The following is a 16,941-nucleotide window of genomic DNA, read 5'->3' on the forward strand; positions in this document are numbered from 1 at the left end:
TTCGTTCCGGAGTTTTCCATTAAGGATGCCGCGCAACAGACGTGTGACGGTTCGGTGATGACGGCGGGCGCAGACGATGCCAGTCCTTCAATAGTTCTTATTCTACAATAGGTTACAAAATTACCTCTCGCCGAGAAATTTGTTGGCCGGACTGGACAAATGCCCCGTCCGGCCGGCTTTTTTCACGGCGCTGTCACAGTCCGACCAGGGTCTTGAAGCCGCCGAAGATCATCCGCTTGCCGTCGAAGGGCATAGCCGCCATGTCCTTGGGCATGCGTTCGTCCGCGAACACCTTGGCATTGGTGGCATCACGCGCCTCCCGCGAGGCGTGCACGATCCAGGAAAAGATGACGACCTCGTCCTCGGTGGCGTGCACGGCGCGGGGGAAGGAGGTCAACTCGCCGTAAGGGACATCGTCGCCGATGCACTCCACCACGGCCAGCGCCCCATGCTCCTTCCAGAGGCGCGCGCCCAGCTCCGCCAGGGGGCGATAGTCCTCGATCCTGTTCTTCGGCACCGCCAGCACGAACCCATCCACATAAGCCATGGCTGCCATCTCCTGATGCTTCACCCGCGCCCCAAGGACGCGCGCAGGGGCGCGGGGCCGACAGGCGGGACAAAAAAAAGCGGCGCTGGGAAGTCCCAGCGCCGCCCGATCGACCTTCCTTCGGGGTTTTTGTGTTTATGGAAGGCGGCTTGAGTGTGGGGCCGAGCTCAGATCATGCCCAGAAGCACCGCGCCGATGAAGGCCAAGGCGGCACATAGGGAGAGCAAGTCGAACTTCCTGCCGTGGTTCACCTCTCAACGCCCTTTTCAGGTCGATCTTCAGCGCAACTTTAGCAAAGAAACCAAGGGTTAAAAGGCAATAAACGTACTGCAACGCCGCAAGGGCACCCTGCAACGCGGCACGGCTGCGACGAAAGTCGAAAGATTTCAGCGGCGCATCCCATGACGCGCCGCACGTTACCTGCCGGAAAAAAATTCAGACGGCCCGGCAGGCGGGGGCAGCCCCCTCACCGCTCGCGGATGGCCCGTTCCAGGAAGGCGGCCACCAGCAGCGCGTTGCGGTCGCGGCCGAACCGGCCCACCACCTGCACCCCCACCGGGAGCCCGGCGGCGTTCTCCAGGCCGGTGACATTGATGCAGGGCGTGCCCATGAGGGTCCACAGCCGGTTGAACATCGGCGAGCCTGTGGAAGCAAACCCTTCCAGCGCCGCGCCGGGGGCGGAGAAGGTGAGCAGCGCGTCGAAATGCGCGAACAGATCGCCCAGCGCATGGCGCGCCCGCTTGGCCGTACGGCGGGCCGTGTCATAAGCATCGGCGGGGATCGTCGCAGCCCGGTCGAGATGGGCGGCAAGCTGCTCGGACATGCCGTCACGATGGAAGTCATAGTCGTCGGCGAGCGCGATGGCCGCCTCGAAATCCTGGATCGTGGCGCACATGGGGTCGGCGGCCTCGATCTCGTCGGGCAGGTCGATGGCGGCCACCTGCGCGCCCGCCGCGATAGCGGCCTTCGCCGCCGCCTCCAACGCTGCATGGGCATCGGCATCGGCATTCTCGGCGCGGGCGGTGCGCACCAGGGCGATGCGCGGCGCCTGCGCCACGTCCTCCCCAATATCAAGGTCCCGCCCGGTCATGGCCCCCACCGCGAAGGCGACATCCGCCACGCGGGCGCCGAACACGCCGATCGTGTCCAGATGCCAGGAGAAGGTCTTCATGCCCAAGGTGGGCAAGGTGCGGAAGGTGGGCTTGTAGCCGGTCACCCCGCAAAAGGCCGCCGGGCGGATGACCGACCCGCCGGTCTGGGTGCCCAGCGCCAGCGGCACCATGCCCGCCGCCACCGCCGCCGCCGAGCCCGAGGACGAGCCGCCGGGCGAGTGGGAGAGATTGCGCGGATTGCGCGTCACCGAGGGCTTCAGGAAGGCGAATTCCGTGGTCACCGCCTTGCCCGGCACGAGGCCGCCGGCCCGCTTCACCTGCCGCACAACGGGGGCGTCCTGCACCGGGCGGTGACCGGCATAGATCGCAGACCCGTAGGTGGTGGGCAGATCGCGGGTGTCGAGAATGTCCTTCACCGCCACCGCAAGACCCGCCAGCGGACGCTGCGCCAGGCCCGGCTCTTGCGCGGCTTTTGCCGCCGCCTCCAGGTCGAGGCTTTCAAAGGCACGCACCTGGGGTTCGTGGGCGGCGATGGCGGCAACGCCTTGGGCGAGCACGTCGGCCGGGGAAAGCCGGCCGGCGCGGATGTCGAGGGCGAGGTCGCGGGCGAGCAGCATGGCGGGGGAACTCCGGGTACGCGAAACCGAGGGGGCCGGCAGGGCGCCGAGCCGAAAAGCGGGCGCACCTTATCATGCCCGCACCGGCCCGCTCTGCCTCAGGCGGGCATCATCCCCACCCACCCGCGCTCAAGCCGCATAAGGCACGATCTTCTCGATCTCGCCCGCCAGCCGGGGCGCCTCACTCTCGGCCCCTTCCCTCCCCCGCCCCGCTGGGGCTCTCCCCATCAAACGCGAGGCCCGCACGCGCCTTGCCCCTTCCGCGCTTGCGGGGGGGCGTGGGGTCCGGTATGGCTCCGGCCTGCCATGTCATCAGCCTCGCCCTATACCCTCTCCTCTCGGCACCTCATCGGTATCGAGGGGCTGTCGGCCGCCGAGATCGTCGGCCTGCTCGATCTTGCCGAGGAGTTCGTCACCCTCAACCGGCAAGTGGAAAAGAAGCGGACCACCCTGCGCGGGCGGACGCAGATCAACCTCTTCTTCGAGGCCTCCACCCGCACCCAGTCCTCGTTCGAGATCGCCGGAAAGCGGCTCGGCGCGGACGTGATGAACATGTCGGTGGGCAATTCCTCGGTGAAGAAGGGCGAGAGCCTCATCGATACGGCGGTGACGCTGAACGCCATGCATCCCGACCTTTTGGTGGTGCGCCACCACGCGTCCGGCGCGGTCGCCCTGCTCGCCCGCAAGGTGGATTGCTGCGTCATCAATGCCGGCGACGGGGCCCACGAGCATCCCACCCAGGCGCTGCTCGACGCGCTCACCATCCGCCGCAACAAGGGCACCATCCAGGGGCTCACCGTCGCCATTTGTGGCGACGTGATGCATTCGCGGGTGGCCCGCTCCAACATCCATCTGCTCCACACGCTGGGGGCCCAGGTGCGCGTGGTCGCCCCCTCCACCTTGCTGCCGAGCGGCATCGAGCAGTTCGGCGTGGAGGTGCACAAGACCATGGAGAGCGGGCTGGAGGGGGCGGACATCGTCATGATGCTGCGCCTCCAGCGCGAGCGCATGGCGGGGTCCTTCATCCCCTCGGTGAAGGAATATTTCCACTATTTCGGCCTCGACGAGCAGAAGCTGCGGCGGGCCAAGCCCGATGCGCTGGTAATGCATCCCGGCCCCATGAACCGGGGCGTGGAGATCGATTCGGCGGTCGCGGACGGCGCCCAGTCGCTGATCCGCGAACAGGTGGAGATGGGCGTCGCCGTGCGCATGGCGGTGCTGGACATGCTGGCGCGGAAGCTTCCCAATGCGTGAGAATGGTCGCCCCCTCTGGTCCGAGCCCCATCCCCTGGTGCTCGCCAATGCCCGCATCATCGATCCCTCCCGCGGCGCCGATTATCGCGGCGACGTACTGCTCTCCGACGGCATCATCCGCGATGCCGGCTTCGGCCTGGCCGCCGCCGGCGTGCCGGAAGGGGCGGAAGTGGTGGACTGCGCCGGGGCCGTGGTCGCCCCCGGCCTCGTGGACATGCGCGCCTTCGTGGGCGAGCCGGGCGCCGAGCATCGCGAGACGCTGGCCTCCGCCAGCCATGCCGCCGCCGCCGGCGGCGTGACCACCATCGTCTGCCAGCCGGACACCGACCCGGTGGTGGATGACCCTGCCATCGTCGACTTCATCCTGCGCCGCGCCCGCGACACGGCGGTGGTGCGCGTCCATCCCATGGCCGCCCTCACCAAGGGCCTCAAGGGCGAGGAGATGACCGAGATCGGCCTGCTCCAGGCCGCCGGCGCCGTCGCCTTCACGGACGGCGACCGCTCGGTGAAGAGCGCCCAGGTGCTGCGCCGGTCGCTGGCCTATGGCCGCGACTTTGACGCCCTGGTGGTGCATCACACCGAGGATGCCACCATGTCCGGCGGCGCCATGAACGAAGGCGCCTTCGCCTCCCGCCTTGGCCTGCCCGGCATTCCCCGCGCCGCCGAGACCATCGTGCTGGAGCGCGACCTGCGCCTGGTGGCCATGACGCAGGGCCGCTACCACGCCGCCTCGCTGACCTGCATGGAATCGCTGGAGGTGCTCGCCCGCGCCAAGGAAGCCGGCCTGCCGGTGACCGCCTCGGTGAGCATCAACCACCTGTCCTTCAACGAGCTGGACATCGGCCAGTACCGCACCTTCTTCAAGCTGCGCCCGCCGCTGCGCGCCGAGGACGACCGCCAGGCCCTGATCCGGGCGCTCGCCTCCGGCCTCATCGACGTGGTGGTCTCCGACCACACGCCGCAGGACGTGGAGGTCAAGCGCCTGCCCTTCGCGGAAGCCGAGCCCGGTGCCATCGGGCTGGAGACCCTGCTCTCCGCCGCCCTGCGCCTGGTGCATGCCGAGCAGGTGGATCTGGTGAACCTGCTTTATGCCCTCTCCACCAAGCCGGCCGACCTGCTCGGGCTGAATGCCGGCACCCTGCGTCCGGGTGCCCCGGCGGATGTGATCGTGTTCGATCCGGACCTGCCTTATGTGCTCGACCCCCGGCAGCTGAAGTCGCGCTCGCGCAACACCCCCTTCGACGAGGCCCGCCTCTCCGGCCGGGTGCTGCGCACCGTGGTGGCCGGGCGGACGGTCTACGAGTTCGTGTGAGCCGGGCCCGGCGCGCCCCGGCAGCGCGGTCGGGGCGCCGCGATCTCCATTACGGACGATTCATACGATTTAGAGAACGATCTCTGCGTCGGATTGCGATGCGCCCCGAGCGCCCCTTAGTCTAAGCCTAGAATTGATGTTCCTCCGGCTTCCTCGGACCCCATGTCGACCTTGATCTGGAGCCTTTCGCTCCCCCTCACCTTGGCTAGCGCTGCATTGGGATACCTTTTGGGGTCCATCCCCTTCGGCATCCTGGTGACCCGCCTCGCCGGCACCACGGACATCCGAACCATCGGCTCGGGCAATATCGGCGCCACCAATGTGCTGCGCACCGGACGCAAGGACCTGGCCGCCGCGACCCTCCTGGGCGATGCCCTGAAGGGCACCGTGGCGGTGCTTCTGGCGCGCGCCCTGTTCGGGCCGCAAGCGGCTCTGGTTGCAGGCTTTTTTGCCTTTCTGGGTCATCTCTGGCCGGTTTGGCTGGGCTTCAGGGGCGGTAAGGGGGTAGCGACTTTCCTGGGTGTAACCCTGGCCTTGTACTGGCCGTCCGCCCTCGCCTTTGCCCTGGTCTGGCTCTTGGTGGCCTATCTCAGCCGCTACTCGTCCCTGGCGGCGCTGATCGCTTCCGTGGCGACCCCTGTCAGCGCCTATCTGCTGGGCGCTCCGACCACCGCTATCTTCCTGGCAGGACTTGCGTTTCTGCTCTGGCTGAAGCACCACGCCAACATCGCCCGGCTTCTCGCGGGGACCGAGGGGCGGATCGGCGCTAAATCCAAAAGCCCTGGAAAGTCAGAGGGATGAGCAAGAGCGGCGCCCGGCTTTCCCCCGCCCAGCGCCGCGACTGGCTGCGGCTGATCCGCACCGAGCATGTGGGCCCCCGCACCTTCCGCGCCCTCATCAACCAGTTCGGCGGCGCGGCCCCGGCCCTCGAAGCCTTGCCAGCACTGGCTTTGCGGGGTGGCCGCCTGATCCCGCCGCGCATCCCCACCATCGCCGAGACCGAGGACGAGATCGCGGCGCTGGCCCGCATGGGCGGGCGGATCGTGACCCTGGCCGATCCCGCTTACCCCAAGCATCTGAAACTGCTCGACGATTCTCCGCCGGTCCTGGCCGTGCGCGGGCAGGATCGCGCGCTGACAGCGCCCATGGTCGCCATTGTCGGCGCCCGAAACGCCTCCGCCGCCGGCCGCACCATGGCCGCCCGCCTAGCCAAGGACCTGGGCGAAAACGGCTTTTCCATTGTCTCGGGGCTGGCCCGTGGCATCGACGCCGCCGCCCATGCGGCAAGCCTCGCCACCGGCACGGTGGGGGTCTTCGCGGGTGGCCTCGCAAAGCCCTATCCGGCTGAAAACATTGGACTTATGGAGGACATCCTCGCCCAGGGCGCCCTCGTCTCCGAGATGCCGCTTGGCTGGGAGCCCCGCGCCCGCGACTTCCCCCGCCGCAACCGCCTCGTCTCCGGCATGGCGCTGGGCGTGATCGTGGTGGAAGCGGCGGAGCGCTCCGGCTCCCTCATCACCGCCCGGCTTGCCGCCGAGCAAGGCCGGGAGGTGTTCGCCGTGCCCGGCTCGCCGCTCGATCCGCGCGCCGGCGGCTCCAACAAGCTGTTGAAGTCCGGCGCCACGCTGGTGACGGAAGCCGCTGATTTCCTTGAGGTTCTCGCGCCGCAACTGGAGCATCTCGCGCCGCCGGAAGTGGAGGCCCCAGCCGATCCCCCCGGCCTCGAGCCGCCGCCGGATACGCTGCGCGCCCGCATTTTGGAATTGCTCGGGCCCGTGCCCACGCCTATCGACGACCTGGTCCGCCACTCCACCGCCAGCGCAGCCCAGGTCCAGGTGGTGCTGCTGGAACTGGAATTGGCTGGCCGCCTGGAACGCCATGCCGGAGGGCTGGTGTCCCTGCTGTGATCGGCGCCGTCAGTCCCGCCCGGGCTCGGCCTTGCGCAGCACACCTCGCGCTTCTAAAAGCACCATTTCCAAGAGATATCCGAGGGTTGTCAGCCGATGGCCGCGCGCGACCCTGGACAGCTCCGCCGCAAGCGAGGCGACATAAGCCGCGAAATCTACCGCGTCGCCCGGTTCGTTCCCGGGGGATCCGCCCGACATGCCAGTGCTCCCGTCCCTGCAGCACCATACTGGAGATAGCCGATCTTTTTACTAGCTACCTCTGGTTGTAGATGGCAATTCCCTTGCCCGGGAGTCCTCCGGCTCGGGGGGATTTGACACATTCCCCATCGCCCCCCATGTTGCCGCCGCCGCCAGGGGCTGCGGTAGCCTTTCAAGAGACAGCGTCGGTCATGCAGGTCGTCATCGTCGAATCGCCCGCTAAAGCGAAGACGATCAACAAATATCTCGGTCCGGATTACGAGGTGATCGCCTCGTACGGCCACGTGCGCGATCTCCCTTCCAAGGACGGATCGGTGGACCCCGATGCGGATTTCCGCATGCTCTGGGAGGTCGATCCCAAGGCGCAGAAGCGGCTCAATGAGATCGCCAAGGCGGTCAAGGAGGCCGACGGGCTGATCCTCGCCACCGACCCGGATCGTGAAGGCGAGGCCATTTCCTGGCATGTGCTTGAAATTCTGAAGGAAAAGAAGGCGCTGAAGGGCCAGAAGGTCGAGCGGGTGGTGTTCAACGCCATCACCAAGCAGGCTGTGCTCGACGCCATGAAGGCGCCCCGCGCCGTGGACGTGGCGCTGGTGGATGCCTATCTGGCCCGCCGCGCCCTCGACTATCTGGTGGGCTTCACCCTCTCGCCCGTGCTCTGGCGCAAGCTGCCCGGCGCCCGCTCGGCCGGCCGCGTGCAATCGGTGGCGCTGCGCCTCGTCTGCGACCGCGAGCGGGAGATCGAGACCTTCGTCGCCCGGGAATACTGGTCTATCGTCGCCCAACTCGCGACGCCCCGGGGCGATGCCTTCGAGGCGCGCCTGTCCGGCGCCGACGGCAAGAAGATCACCCGTCTTTCGGTGGGAACAGCCGAGGAAGCGGCCGCATTCCGCGCAGATCTGGAGCGCGCGGCCTTCACCGTTCGCTCGGTGGAAGCCAAGCCCCTCAAGCGGCATCCCCAGCCGCCCTTCACCACCTCCACCTTGCAGCAGGAGGCCAGCCGCAAGCTGGGCCTTGCGCCGGCCCGCACCATGCAGATCGCCCAGCGCCTCTATGAAGGCGTGGACGTGGGCGGCGAGACAGTCGGCCTCATCACCTATATGCGAACCGACGGCGTGGACATGGCGCCCGAGGCGGTCGCCGCCACGCGCAGCGCCATCTCCGACCAGTTCGGCGGGCGCTATCTGCCTGCGGTTCCTCGCAAATACACCACCAAGGCGAAGAACGCCCAGGAGGCCCACGAGGCCATTCGCCCCACGGATCCTTCCCGTACGCCGAAATCCGTGGCGCGGCACCTGGATGATGACCAGGCGCGCCTTTACGACCTCATCTGGACCCGCACCGTGGCGAGCCAGATGGAATCGGCCGAGTTGGAGCGCACCACCGCCGACATCATCGCCCAAGCCGGCGCCCGCGCCCTGGACTTGACCGCCACCGGCACCGTGGTGAAGTTCGACGGCTTCCTGACCCTCTACCGGGAGGGCAAGGATGACGAGGACGACGACGAGGAGAGCCGTCGCCTGCCCGCCATGGCGGCCGGCGAGGCCCTGGACAAGCGCGGCATCCAGACCACCCAGCACTTCACCGAGCCGCCCCCGCGCTATTCGGAAGCCTCGCTGGTCAAGCGCATGGAAGAACTGGGCATTGGCCGCCCGTCCACCTATGCGGCGGTGCTCGCAGTGCTGCGCGACCGCGAATATGTGAAGCTTGAGAAGAAGCGTCTCGTTCCCGAAGACAAGGGGCGGCTGGTGACGGCCTTCCTCCAGAGCTTCTTCACCCGCTATGTGGAATATGATTTCACGGCGGACCTGGAAGAAAAGCTCGACAAGATCTCGGCCGACGAGATCGACTGGAAGCAGGTCCTGCGTGAGTTCTGGGCGGACTTTGCCCTGGCGGTGGACGCCACCAAGGATTTGCGCGTCTCCCAGGTGCTCGATGCCCTGGATGAGATGCTCACCGCGCACATCTTCCCGCCCGCCACCGACGGAAGCAACCCACGTGCCTGCCCCACCTGCGGCACCGGTCGGCTGTCCCTGAAGATGGGCAAGTTCGGCGCGTTCATCGGCTGCTCCAACTATCCCGAGTGCCGCTATACCCGTCCCTTGTCGGGCGGAGAGGCAGCGCCGGAAGGCGATGGCGTCCGCAAGCTTGGTGCCGATCCGGAAACCGGTCTTGAAGTCACTGTCAAGGACGGGCGCTTTGGCGCCTATCTCCAGCTGGGAGAGGGGGCGGAGGGAGAAAAGCCCAAGCGCTCCAGCCTGCCAAAGGGCGTGACCCCCGCCACCATCGACCTCGACACGGCCTTGAAACTACTGGCTTTGCCACGCGAGATCGGCCGCCATCCGGACGACCAGGAGCCGATCCTGGCTGGCATCGGCCGCTATGGGCCCTATGTCCAGCACGGGCGGACCTACGCAAATCTGGAGGCGGACGACGATATCCTCGCCATCGGCCTCAATCGGGCCGTGGCACTCATCGCCGACAAGCAGTCCAAGGGACGAGGCGGGCGCGGGGGCGCTGCCGCGGCCGGGCGCTTGCTGGGCGATCATCCCACTCTTGGCGGGCCGATCACCGTGCGGGCCGGGCGCTTCGGACCTTACGTGAACCACGGCAAGGTGAATGCCACCTTGCCCAAGTCCGTGGACCCGGAAACGCTCGCCCTGGAGCAAGCCGTCGAGATCATCAACGCCAAGGCGGCCGCTTCACCGGCCAAGCCGGCCCGAGGCGCGCGCAAGGCCAAGGCCGCCGATCCTGAAGACGGCGATGCGCCCGCCAAGAAGCCTGCCGCAAAGAAGGCACCCGCCAAGAAGGCGGCGGCAAAGGCAAGTGCTTCCAAGGCGACCGCCACAAAGGCGGGTGCTGCACGCAAGGCCGCCAAGGCGGGGTGAAGATGAGGTCTCCATGGTTCGCCGTCGGTGGATGCCCCTTGGGCCACCGCCGGCGAAGCCATTTCTGCGCCGGGGCGGTCAGGACGACCGGCAGGTGAACTTGGTACCGTTGGACGTCACACCGGTTACCACATTCCCCTTCTTCTCCACCGGATAGTAATTGCCACTGCTATAGCCCACGAGATGGATATAAGCGGCATCCCCGCCTTTGTATTCGCTCGCCTGCAGTCCAGATGCACTGCAGGTCCAGCTCGCTGGCTTGGTGTCCTGCTTTGTTTGCGCCGCAGCTATTCCCGGCGCCCCGATAATACATGCCGTCAGCCAGATGATTGCGCGGACCATGTCGCCTTCTCCCGTGGCAGTGGGTGAGAGAGAGGCAAAAAAATACCTCAAAGCCGACCTGAGCGACAGGGGCGTCGCATCGATCCTCGAGCGGCCAGCCGCACAGCTATTCGACGAGGGAGAGCTCCGCATTGTGCTGCACACTCGCCCGCAGCGGCAGCTGGCGCATGGCAAAGACACAGAGGGTCCCCAGCAGCGAAACAGCGGCCGCCGTACCGAACACCAGGTGGAAGGCGTAGAGAAGGAGCGCCGGTGCCGCATTTGCGGTCAGGGCGCTCATATCGCCTGCCTCGCCGCTGCCAATTGTGCCGAGCAGCACGGCCCCCAGGACCGACACGAACAGAGCGCCGCCCAAGGCGCGGAAGAAGTTCGCGGCGCCCGTCACTGTACCAAGCTGATGGGGAGGAACGGCATTTTGGATCGCCACCGTGGACAGGGGGAACACCGTACCCATGCCAATGGACGCAATGGTGAGCAGGCCGATCTGAAGCCCTTGTGACCCTCCTGCCGGCAAGGTGGCCATGACGGCAAGGCAGATGGTGCTCGCCACCGAGCCAACCAGGGCGGGCAGCTTGTAGTTCTTCAGCCGGGCCATGGCACGGCCCGACGAGATGGCGCCCGCCACCGTGCCCGCCATCTGGGGAATGAGAGCAAGGCCCGCCGCGCTGGAGGACAGATGCCAGGAGGACTCGAAATAGAGAGGCGTGACAATGGTAAGGGCGATCATCAGCCCGTACATGAAGAAGGCGGCCGCGATCCCTGTTGCCACCACTTGGTTCGACATCATGTCGAGGGGAAGGAACGGCTCGCTGGTGGTGCGCATGCGCCAGACGAAGACCACACTTCCTATGCCGGCAATCACCAGGAGGCCGATCACCTCAATGCTGGCCCAGGGATAGGAGACGCCGCCCCAAGAGAGCGCCAGCATGAGGCAGACGGCTGAAACGATGAGCAGGAGCGCGCCGGGCAAGTCCAGCTTGTGGGGGCGCTCGTGCCGGGGCAGGCGCCCCATGATCTTGCGGATCATCAGGAAGGCACCGAGCCCGAGCGGCAGGTTGATCCAGAAGATCATGGACCAGTCGAGATGCTGAGCCATCACTCCGCCGAGCACGGGTCCGGCGATGGAGCTCGCGGCGAACACGCTCGCGATCTGCGCCTGATAGCGACCGCGCTCGCGCGGCGGGATGATGTCCGCGATGATGGTCTGCGCCAGGGAAATGAGCCCACCTCCCCCCAATCCCTGGAGGCCACGCGCCAGGATCAGCACGAGCATGCTGGGCGCGAGCGCGCAGGCGATGGAGCCCAGCGTGAACATGATGATGGCGCCGGTCATCATGACGCCACGCCCATGAATGTCGCTGAGCTTGCCGTAGAGGGGCGTCACCGCGGTGGACGCCAGCAGATAGGCGGTCACCACCCAGGACAGATTGGTAAAATCGTTGAGATCCGCGCCGATGGTGGGGAGCGCGGTGGCGACGATGGTCTGGTCCAAGGCGGCCAGCAGCATGGCCAGCATGATGCCGAAGATGATGCTGCGAATCTCCGCGTGGCCCAGCACAGGCGGGGCTTCCTCGGGGCGGACAGAGGCATCCATGGGGGCAACTCGCGGAAAACAGGCGGGCGAAGACCCGGAAACGGGAAGAGGCTGCCGGGCAATGCCTCCAGCAACGAAGCGCAGGCACTTTGGCCCCAGCGGCAGGCCACTTCAAGGCAGCGTGCGGCATATGAGCCACGCCAGCCCGGCGCCCAGCGCATGCGCATGAAAGGCGGGCTGGCCGCGGTGGCTCGGGTCGGCTAGCGTGCAGAAATTAATGGAAGGTTAAGCTTGGCCAAACGCTCGACACCCCCCGGCCGCGCGCCCAAGGCGCGCAAGACCAGCTCGAAGGCGGGTGCGCCCGTGCGCGGGAAGAACCGCGCGGCACGCCGCGCCTCCCGGGCGGCGAACGCGGCGCAGGAGGCGGCGGACACCCTGTTCGCCAACCGTGAGAAGGGCACCATGCCCACCAAGGCGGAAGTGCTGTCCTTCATCGCCTCCCAGGCGGGCGAAGTGGGCAAGCGGGAGATCGCCCGCGCCTTCGGCCTCGATGCCGACCAGAAGGTGGCGCTGAAGGACATGCTGCTGGACCTGGAGACGGAAGGCGCGCTGGACCGGCGCCGCCGGCGCATGCATGTGCCCGGGGCGCTTCCCGGTGTGGTACTGGCGGACATCACCTCCCGCGATGGGGACGGCGAACTGGTGGCCGTGCCGGTGGAATGGGACGAGGAGCACGGTGAGCCGCCCCGCATCCTGGTGGAGGTGCCCCGCCGCGCGCGCGGCCCCGCCCCCGGCCTCCAGGACCGCGTGCTGCTGCGCATTTCCGCCCACCAGTCGGACGAAGGGCTGTATGCGGGCCGCGTCATCAAGGTGCAGGAAAAGGCGCGCAAGCAGACGCTGGGCATCTTCCGCGCAGCACCGCAGGGCGGCGGGCGGATCATTCCTGTCGATAAGAAAAATCTTGGTCGCGAGCTTCAGGTGCCACCAGGCGCGGAGAATGACGCCAAGGACGGCGACCTCGTCACCGTCGAGGTGATGCGCCAGCGGGTTTTCGGCCTGCCCACCGCGCGGGTGAAGGAGTGCCTGGGATCGTTGGCCTCCGAGAAGGCCGTGTCGCTGGTGGCGATCCACGCCCATGGCATTCCCCACGTGTTCCCGACCTCCGTGATGGCGGAAGCGGAAGCGGCCAAGCCAGCCAGTCTCGCCGGACGGGAGGATTGGCGGAGCCTCCCCCTCCTCACCATCGACCCGGCCGACGCGAAGGACCATGACGACGCGGTCCACGCCGAGCCGGACCCTGATCCGGACAATGAAGGCGGCTTCATCGTCACCGTCGCGATCGCCGACGTGGCCGCCTATGTGCGGCCAGATACTGCGCTGGATCGCGAGGCGCTGGTGCGGGGCAATTCGGTCTATTTCCCCGACCGCGTCGTGCCCATGCTGCCGGAGCGCATCTCCAACGATTTGTGCTCCCTGCGCCCTCTGGAGGATCGCCCAGCCCTCGCCGTGCGCATGGTCATCGCATCGGACGGGCGCAAAAAGAACCATACATTCCACCGCATCCTCATGCGCTCGGCCGCAAAGCTGGCTTATGCGCAGGCCCAGGCGGCCATGGACGGGGTGCCGGACGACACCACCGGCCCGCTGCTGGAGCGCGTTCTGAGGCCCCTTTACGCGGCCTATGCCTGCGTGAAGAAGGCGCGCGATGCCCGCCAGCCGTTGGAACTGGACCTGCCGGAGCGCAAAATCCTGCTGAAGCCGGACGGCACCGTGGACAAGGTGATCGTGCCCGAGCGCCTCGACGCCCACCGGCTGATCGAGGAATTCATGATCCTCGCCAACGTCGCCGCCGCCGAGACGCTGGAAGCCAAGCGCACGCCCCTGATCTACCGGGTGCATGACGGCCCGACCCTGGAAAAGATCGCAAACCTGCGCGACTTCCTCGCCACACTCGACATCAAGCTGCCGAAGGCGGACCAGGTGCGGCCGTCCACCTTCAATCGCATCCTCGCGCAGGTGACGGGCACGGATGTGGCCCCGCTGGTGAACCAGGTGATTCTGCGCAGCCAGTCGCAAGCTGAATATGCCTCGGAGAATTACGGGCATTTCGGCCTCAACCTGCGCCGCTACGCCCATTTCACCTCTCCCATCCGCCGCTATGCCGATCTCATCGTTCACCGTGCTTTGGTGCGGGCCCACGATGCCGGACGCGATGGGCTTCCGGAGAGCACGACGCCCGACCACCTTGCGGAGATCGCCACCACCATTTCCGCCACCGAACGCCGCGCCATGGCCGCCGAGCGGGAGACGGTGGACCGGCTCATCGCCCACCATCTTGCGGACCAGATCGGCGCCACGTTCCGAGGCCGCGTCACAGGGGCCACCAAGGCCGGCCTCTTCGTTGCGCTGGACGAGACCGGCGCCGACGGCTTCATTCCCGCCTCGACGCTCGGCATGGACTATTACCGTTTCGACGAGGCCCGCCAGGCCCTGGTGGGCGACCGCACCGGCGAGATGCATCGGATCGGCGACCGGGTGGACGTCAAGCTGGTGGAAGCCGCGCCTGTGGCCGGCGCTTTGCGATTTGAGCTTCTGACCGAAGGCTCCTATGTAAAGGGCGCGCGTCGGCGGCCCCCGCCCTTCGGGAAGCGGAAGATGGGACCGCCCTCCAATCACCCGCCCGCGGGGGATGGAGATGCGCCCGACCGGAAGGGTCCGCTTCGCTCGCGCACGGCGCGAGGGGGACCCAAAAGGCGGACGAGCGGAAAGGGAAGCTGACAGGTGATGGATGGCGAGCAAGAGCCTGCTCCCCGCGCGTGGGGCAATGCCATGGCGCGGGGCGCCATGGGACGCTGCCCGTGCTGTGGCTCCGGACGGCTTTTCAACGGCTATCTGAAAGTGGCGGACCATTGTTCAGTCTGCGGCGAGGCCTATTACCACCACCGCGCCGATGACGCGCCGCCTTACATGGTCATCTTCGCGGTCGGCCACATTGTGGTGCCGCTGCTTGTTCTGGTGGAGGAGATCTTCCGCCCGGCCGTGTGGCTGCACCTGGTCATTTTCCTCCCCCTCACACTGCTCTTGAGCCTTGCGCTTCTGCCGCCCATAAAGGGCGCGCTCGTCGCCCTTCAGTGGGCGCTGCGCATGCACGGTTTCGATCCCCTCAGCCCCGAACACGAGCCGGTCACGCCGGCAGCACGGCCGAACGCACAATGACCGATCTCGCCCAACGCCTTACCGCCGCTGAACGGAAACAGGACTGGCCAAACGTGCGCCCGTCCGATGCTGCGGCGCTGATCCTCCTAGATCGGTCCGGCCGCGAACCGAAGGTCCTGATGGGCCTGCGTCATCCCGGTCATCGCTTCATGCCGAATGTGTTCGTCTTTCCTGGCGGACGGGTGGAAGCGACCGACCGCTCCATGCCGGTGTTCGGCATGCTGGACGCCGACAGCGACCGGCGGCTGGGGCAATCCGTGTCGCGGGCGAGCGTGAGCCGTCCGCGCGCGCTGGCGGTGGCGGCCGTTCGCGAAATGTACGAAGAGACGGGCCTCCTTGTGGGAACCAAGGAGGCTGGCGCGCCCGAGGCCCCTTCCGATGCATGGAAGGCGTTTTCGGAGCACGAAGTGTTCCCCAATCTCGAGGAACTGACCTTCGTGCTTCGCGCCATCACACCCCCGCGGCGCCCGAAGCGCTTCGATACCCGCTTCTTCGCGGCGGATGTCAGCGCGGTGGGCGGACAGGTGGACGGCATGGTTGGGCCGCAATCCGAGCTTATCGAGACCCGCTGGCTCACCTTCAAGGAGACGGAAGCCGCGGAACTGCCGACCATCACGCGCGTCATTCTCGATGAATTGCGCGCGCGGCTGGATGCGGGCTTCGGCCGCCATCTGCCCGTGCCGTTCTACAGCATGCACCACGGAAAGTTCGTGCGCGCACTGCTGGACTAGACGAGGCCCCTTTTCATGCATGCCCCTGCGCGGCCGCCGACCCAGGCGAACCGCACCGCTTCCATTGCCGCTGCCATTTCCGCCGTGTCGGTGGTGGGCGTCGGCATAAGCCTGTCTATTCCCCTTCTCGCGCTCGAACTGGAATCGCGCGGCATCTCCGGGACATGGATCGGGATCAACACGGCCGTCGCCGGCATCGCGACAATCGCGACGGCTCCCTTCATTCCTCAACTTGTGCGCAAGCTGGGCTGTCGCTGGCTGTTGACGCTGGCGATCCTCGTCACTGCGCTCAGCCTGCCGGCATTCAAGCTGGCGTCCCCCTTCATCCTGTGGTTCCCGCTGCGGTTCGCCCTCGGCGCATCCCTGTGCGTGCTGTTTGCGGTGAGCGAATTCTGGATCAATGCCGTGGCTCCGCCAGGACGGCGCGGGCTGGTGATGGGCATCTACGCCACCGCCCTTTCCGTCGGCGCGGCCATCGGCCCAGCGATTCTCGGCCTGCTCGGGACGAAGGGCTGGGCACCCTATCTTGCCGGTGCCTGTGTGCTGTCGCTGGGGGTGGTGCCTATCCTCCTTGCGCGCGGCATGACGCCCGTGATCGGCGATGGAGACCATCACGGCGTGCTCGGCTTCGTGCGCCGCTCACCCATCGCGACCCTGGCGGCGCTGATCTTCGGCGCCATCGAGACGGCGGTCATGAGCTTCCTGCCCCTCTATGGCGTGCGGCTTGGCATGTCCGACGCACAGGCCTCCTTGCTGCTGACCATCGCGGTGCTGGGCAATGTGGCGTTCCAGATTCCGCTGGGCATCGTGAGCGACCGAATCGATCGCCGCCTGCTCCTGCTTTTCTGCGCCAGCGTCGGCACCATTGGCGCGCTCACCCTGCCACACATGCCGGTGGATGGGGTGCCCTTTAAGATCGCCATCTTCCTCGTCACCGGCATTGTCGGCAGCCTCTATACGGTGGGCCTTGCCCATCTGGGCTCTCGCTTCCACGGCGCCGACCTTGCTGCGGCGAACGCGGCGTTCGTGATGCTTTATTCCATCGGCCTCATCATCGGTCCGCCTTTGGTCGGCTTTGGCATGGACCTCTACGATCCCTACGGCTTCGCCTTGGTGATCGCGGGGATGCTCGGGGTCTATGTGGCCGTGGTGGCCGGCAGGCTCATGTTCATGGGCGCCTCGAAGGCTTGACATGCCGGCCGTTTTGAACGAATTTCCGCCACCACGAGCCGCCGCAAGGGCAGCGCGTCCGATTTTGTATTGCCGCGACCATAACCGGCTCG

The 16,941-nt window shown here is 66.9% G+C and carries 14 protein-coding genes; 9 read left to right on the plus strand and 5 right to left on the minus strand.

Going from position 1 to position 16,941, the window contains the following annotated elements; genetic code table 11:
* Positions 1 to 193: 193 nt before the first annotated feature.
* Both J5J86_RS23150 and J5J86_RS23155 read right to left on the minus strand, forming a co-directional pair.
* Positions 194 to 547, minus strand: coding sequence for a DUF1428 domain-containing protein (locus J5J86_RS23150; protein ID WP_209102525.1), 354 nt, complete (start codon positions 545 to 547; stop codon positions 194 to 196).
* A gap of 466 nt (positions 548 to 1,013) precedes the next feature.
* Positions 1,014 to 2,276, minus strand: a complete 1,263-nt coding sequence (locus J5J86_RS23155; RefSeq protein ID WP_209102527.1) for an amidase — start codon at positions 2,274 to 2,276, stop codon at positions 1,014 to 1,016.
* A gap of 306 nt (positions 2,277 to 2,582) precedes the next feature.
* Here J5J86_RS23155 and J5J86_RS23160 point away from each other — a divergent pair, with 306 nt between their 5' ends.
* From J5J86_RS23160 to dprA, 4 genes are all read left to right on the plus strand, one after another.
* Positions 2,583 to 3,530, plus strand: a complete 948-nt coding sequence (locus J5J86_RS23160) for an aspartate carbamoyltransferase catalytic subunit (RefSeq protein ID WP_209102529.1) — start codon at positions 2,583 to 2,585, stop codon at positions 3,528 to 3,530.
* On the plus strand, positions 3,523 to 4,842 hold the full coding sequence (locus J5J86_RS23165) for a dihydroorotase (protein ID WP_209102531.1): 1,320 nt from the start codon (positions 3,523 to 3,525) through the stop codon (positions 4,840 to 4,842). Before J5J86_RS23160 ends, J5J86_RS23165 begins: the two co-directional genes overlap by 8 nt.
* Before the next feature lie 162 nt (positions 4,843 to 5,004).
* Positions 5,005 to 5,643: a glycerol-3-phosphate 1-O-acyltransferase PlsY gene (plsY, locus tag J5J86_RS23170; RefSeq protein ID WP_209102533.1), complete on the plus strand. Its 639-nt coding sequence runs from the start codon at positions 5,005 to 5,007 to the stop codon at positions 5,641 to 5,643.
* A complete protein-coding gene (gene dprA, locus J5J86_RS23175; RefSeq protein ID WP_209102535.1) occupies positions 5,640 to 6,749 on the plus strand; it encodes a DNA-processing protein DprA in 1,110 nt (369 codons plus the stop codon). Before plsY ends, dprA begins: the two co-directional genes overlap by 4 nt.
* 9 nt (positions 6,750 to 6,758) lie before the next feature.
* On the opposite strand, the gene J5J86_RS23180 is transcribed toward dprA, so the two are convergent.
* Positions 6,759 to 6,947, minus strand: coding sequence for a hypothetical protein (locus J5J86_RS23180; protein WP_209102537.1), 189 nt, complete (start codon positions 6,945 to 6,947; stop codon positions 6,759 to 6,761).
* Positions 6,948 to 7,138: 191 nt separating this feature from the next.
* On the opposite strand from J5J86_RS23180, the gene topA reads away from it, so the two are divergent.
* Positions 7,139 to 9,835 carry a type I DNA topoisomerase gene (topA, locus tag J5J86_RS23185; RefSeq protein ID WP_209102539.1) on the plus strand — a complete coding sequence of 899 codons (2,697 nt, stop codon included), beginning with the start codon at positions 7,139 to 7,141 and terminating at the stop codon, positions 9,833 to 9,835.
* 78 nt (positions 9,836 to 9,913) lie between these two features.
* Here the strand turns inward: topA and J5J86_RS23190 are convergent, their stop codons facing one another.
* A complete protein-coding gene (locus J5J86_RS23190; RefSeq protein WP_209102541.1) occupies positions 9,914 to 10,177 on the minus strand; it encodes a hypothetical protein in 264 nt (87 codons plus the stop codon).
* A 106-nt stretch (positions 10,178 to 10,283) separates the two neighbouring features.
* Positions 10,284 to 11,771, minus strand: a complete 1,488-nt coding sequence (locus tag J5J86_RS23195; protein ID WP_209102543.1) for an MDR family MFS transporter — start codon at positions 11,769 to 11,771, stop codon at positions 10,284 to 10,286.
* 402 nt (positions 11,772 to 12,173) lie between these two features.
* Here J5J86_RS23195 and rnr point away from each other — a divergent pair, with 402 nt between their 5' ends.
* From rnr to J5J86_RS23215, 4 genes are read left to right on the plus strand one after another with little or no spacing between them, the layout of a single operon-like run.
* Positions 12,174 to 14,489 (plus strand): ribonuclease R, encoded by a 2,316-nt coding sequence (gene rnr, locus J5J86_RS23200; protein ID WP_209105514.1) that lies wholly within the window; start codon positions 12,174 to 12,176, stop codon positions 14,487 to 14,489.
* Positions 14,490 to 14,495: 6 nt separating this feature from the next.
* Positions 14,496 to 14,927 carry a DUF983 domain-containing protein gene (locus J5J86_RS23205; RefSeq protein ID WP_209102544.1) on the plus strand — a complete coding sequence of 144 codons (432 nt, stop codon included), beginning with the start codon at positions 14,496 to 14,498 and terminating at the stop codon, positions 14,925 to 14,927.
* Positions 14,928 to 14,980: 53 nt separating this feature from the next.
* Positions 14,981 to 15,658 (plus strand): NUDIX hydrolase, encoded by a 678-nt coding sequence (locus tag J5J86_RS23210; RefSeq protein WP_342449155.1) that lies wholly within the window; start codon positions 14,981 to 14,983, stop codon positions 15,656 to 15,658.
* A 15-nt stretch (positions 15,659 to 15,673) separates the two neighbouring features.
* A complete protein-coding gene (locus tag J5J86_RS23215; protein ID WP_209102546.1) occupies positions 15,674 to 16,849 on the plus strand; it encodes an MFS transporter in 1,176 nt (391 codons plus the stop codon).
* The last annotated feature ends 92 nt before the right edge of the window (positions 16,850 to 16,941 follow it).

This window comes from Aquabacter sp. L1I39, from assembly GCF_017742835.1.
GTDB lineage: Bacteria > Pseudomonadota > Alphaproteobacteria > Rhizobiales > Xanthobacteraceae > L1I39.

Excerpts from the sequence above, each read along its gene's own strand:
- J5J86_RS23150 (WP_209102525.1), bottom strand. The coding sequence starts at position 547 with ATGGCTTATGTGGATGGGTTCGTGCTGGCGGTGCCGAAGAACAGGATC.
- J5J86_RS23155 (WP_209102527.1), bottom strand. The coding sequence starts at position 2,276 with ATGCTGCTCGCCCGCGACCTCGCCCTCGACATCCGCGCCGGCCGGCTT.
- J5J86_RS23160 (WP_209102529.1), top strand. The coding sequence starts at position 2,583 with ATGTCATCAGCCTCGCCCTATACCCTCTCCTCTCGGCACCTCATCGGT.
- J5J86_RS23165 (WP_209102531.1), top strand. The coding sequence starts at position 3,523 with ATGCGTGAGAATGGTCGCCCCCTCTGGTCCGAGCCCCATCCCCTGGTG.
- plsY (WP_209102533.1), top strand. The coding sequence starts at position 5,005 with ATGTCGACCTTGATCTGGAGCCTTTCGCTCCCCCTCACCTTGGCTAGC.
- dprA (WP_209102535.1), top strand. The coding sequence starts at position 5,640 with ATGAGCAAGAGCGGCGCCCGGCTTTCCCCCGCCCAGCGCCGCGACTGG.
- J5J86_RS23180 (WP_209102537.1), bottom strand. The coding sequence starts at position 6,947 with ATGTCGGGCGGATCCCCCGGGAACGAACCGGGCGACGCGGTAGATTTC.
- topA (WP_209102539.1), top strand. The coding sequence starts at position 7,139 with ATGCAGGTCGTCATCGTCGAATCGCCCGCTAAAGCGAAGACGATCAAC.
- J5J86_RS23190 (WP_209102541.1), bottom strand. The coding sequence starts at position 10,177 with ATGGTCCGCGCAATCATCTGGCTGACGGCATGTATTATCGGGGCGCCG.
- J5J86_RS23195 (WP_209102543.1), bottom strand. The coding sequence starts at position 11,771 with ATGGATGCCTCTGTCCGCCCCGAGGAAGCCCCGCCTGTGCTGGGCCAC.
- rnr (WP_209105514.1), top strand. The coding sequence starts at position 12,174 with ATGCCCACCAAGGCGGAAGTGCTGTCCTTCATCGCCTCCCAGGCGGGC.
- J5J86_RS23205 (WP_209102544.1), top strand. The coding sequence starts at position 14,496 with ATGGATGGCGAGCAAGAGCCTGCTCCCCGCGCGTGGGGCAATGCCATG.
- J5J86_RS23215 (WP_209102546.1), top strand. The coding sequence starts at position 15,674 with ATGCATGCCCCTGCGCGGCCGCCGACCCAGGCGAACCGCACCGCTTCC.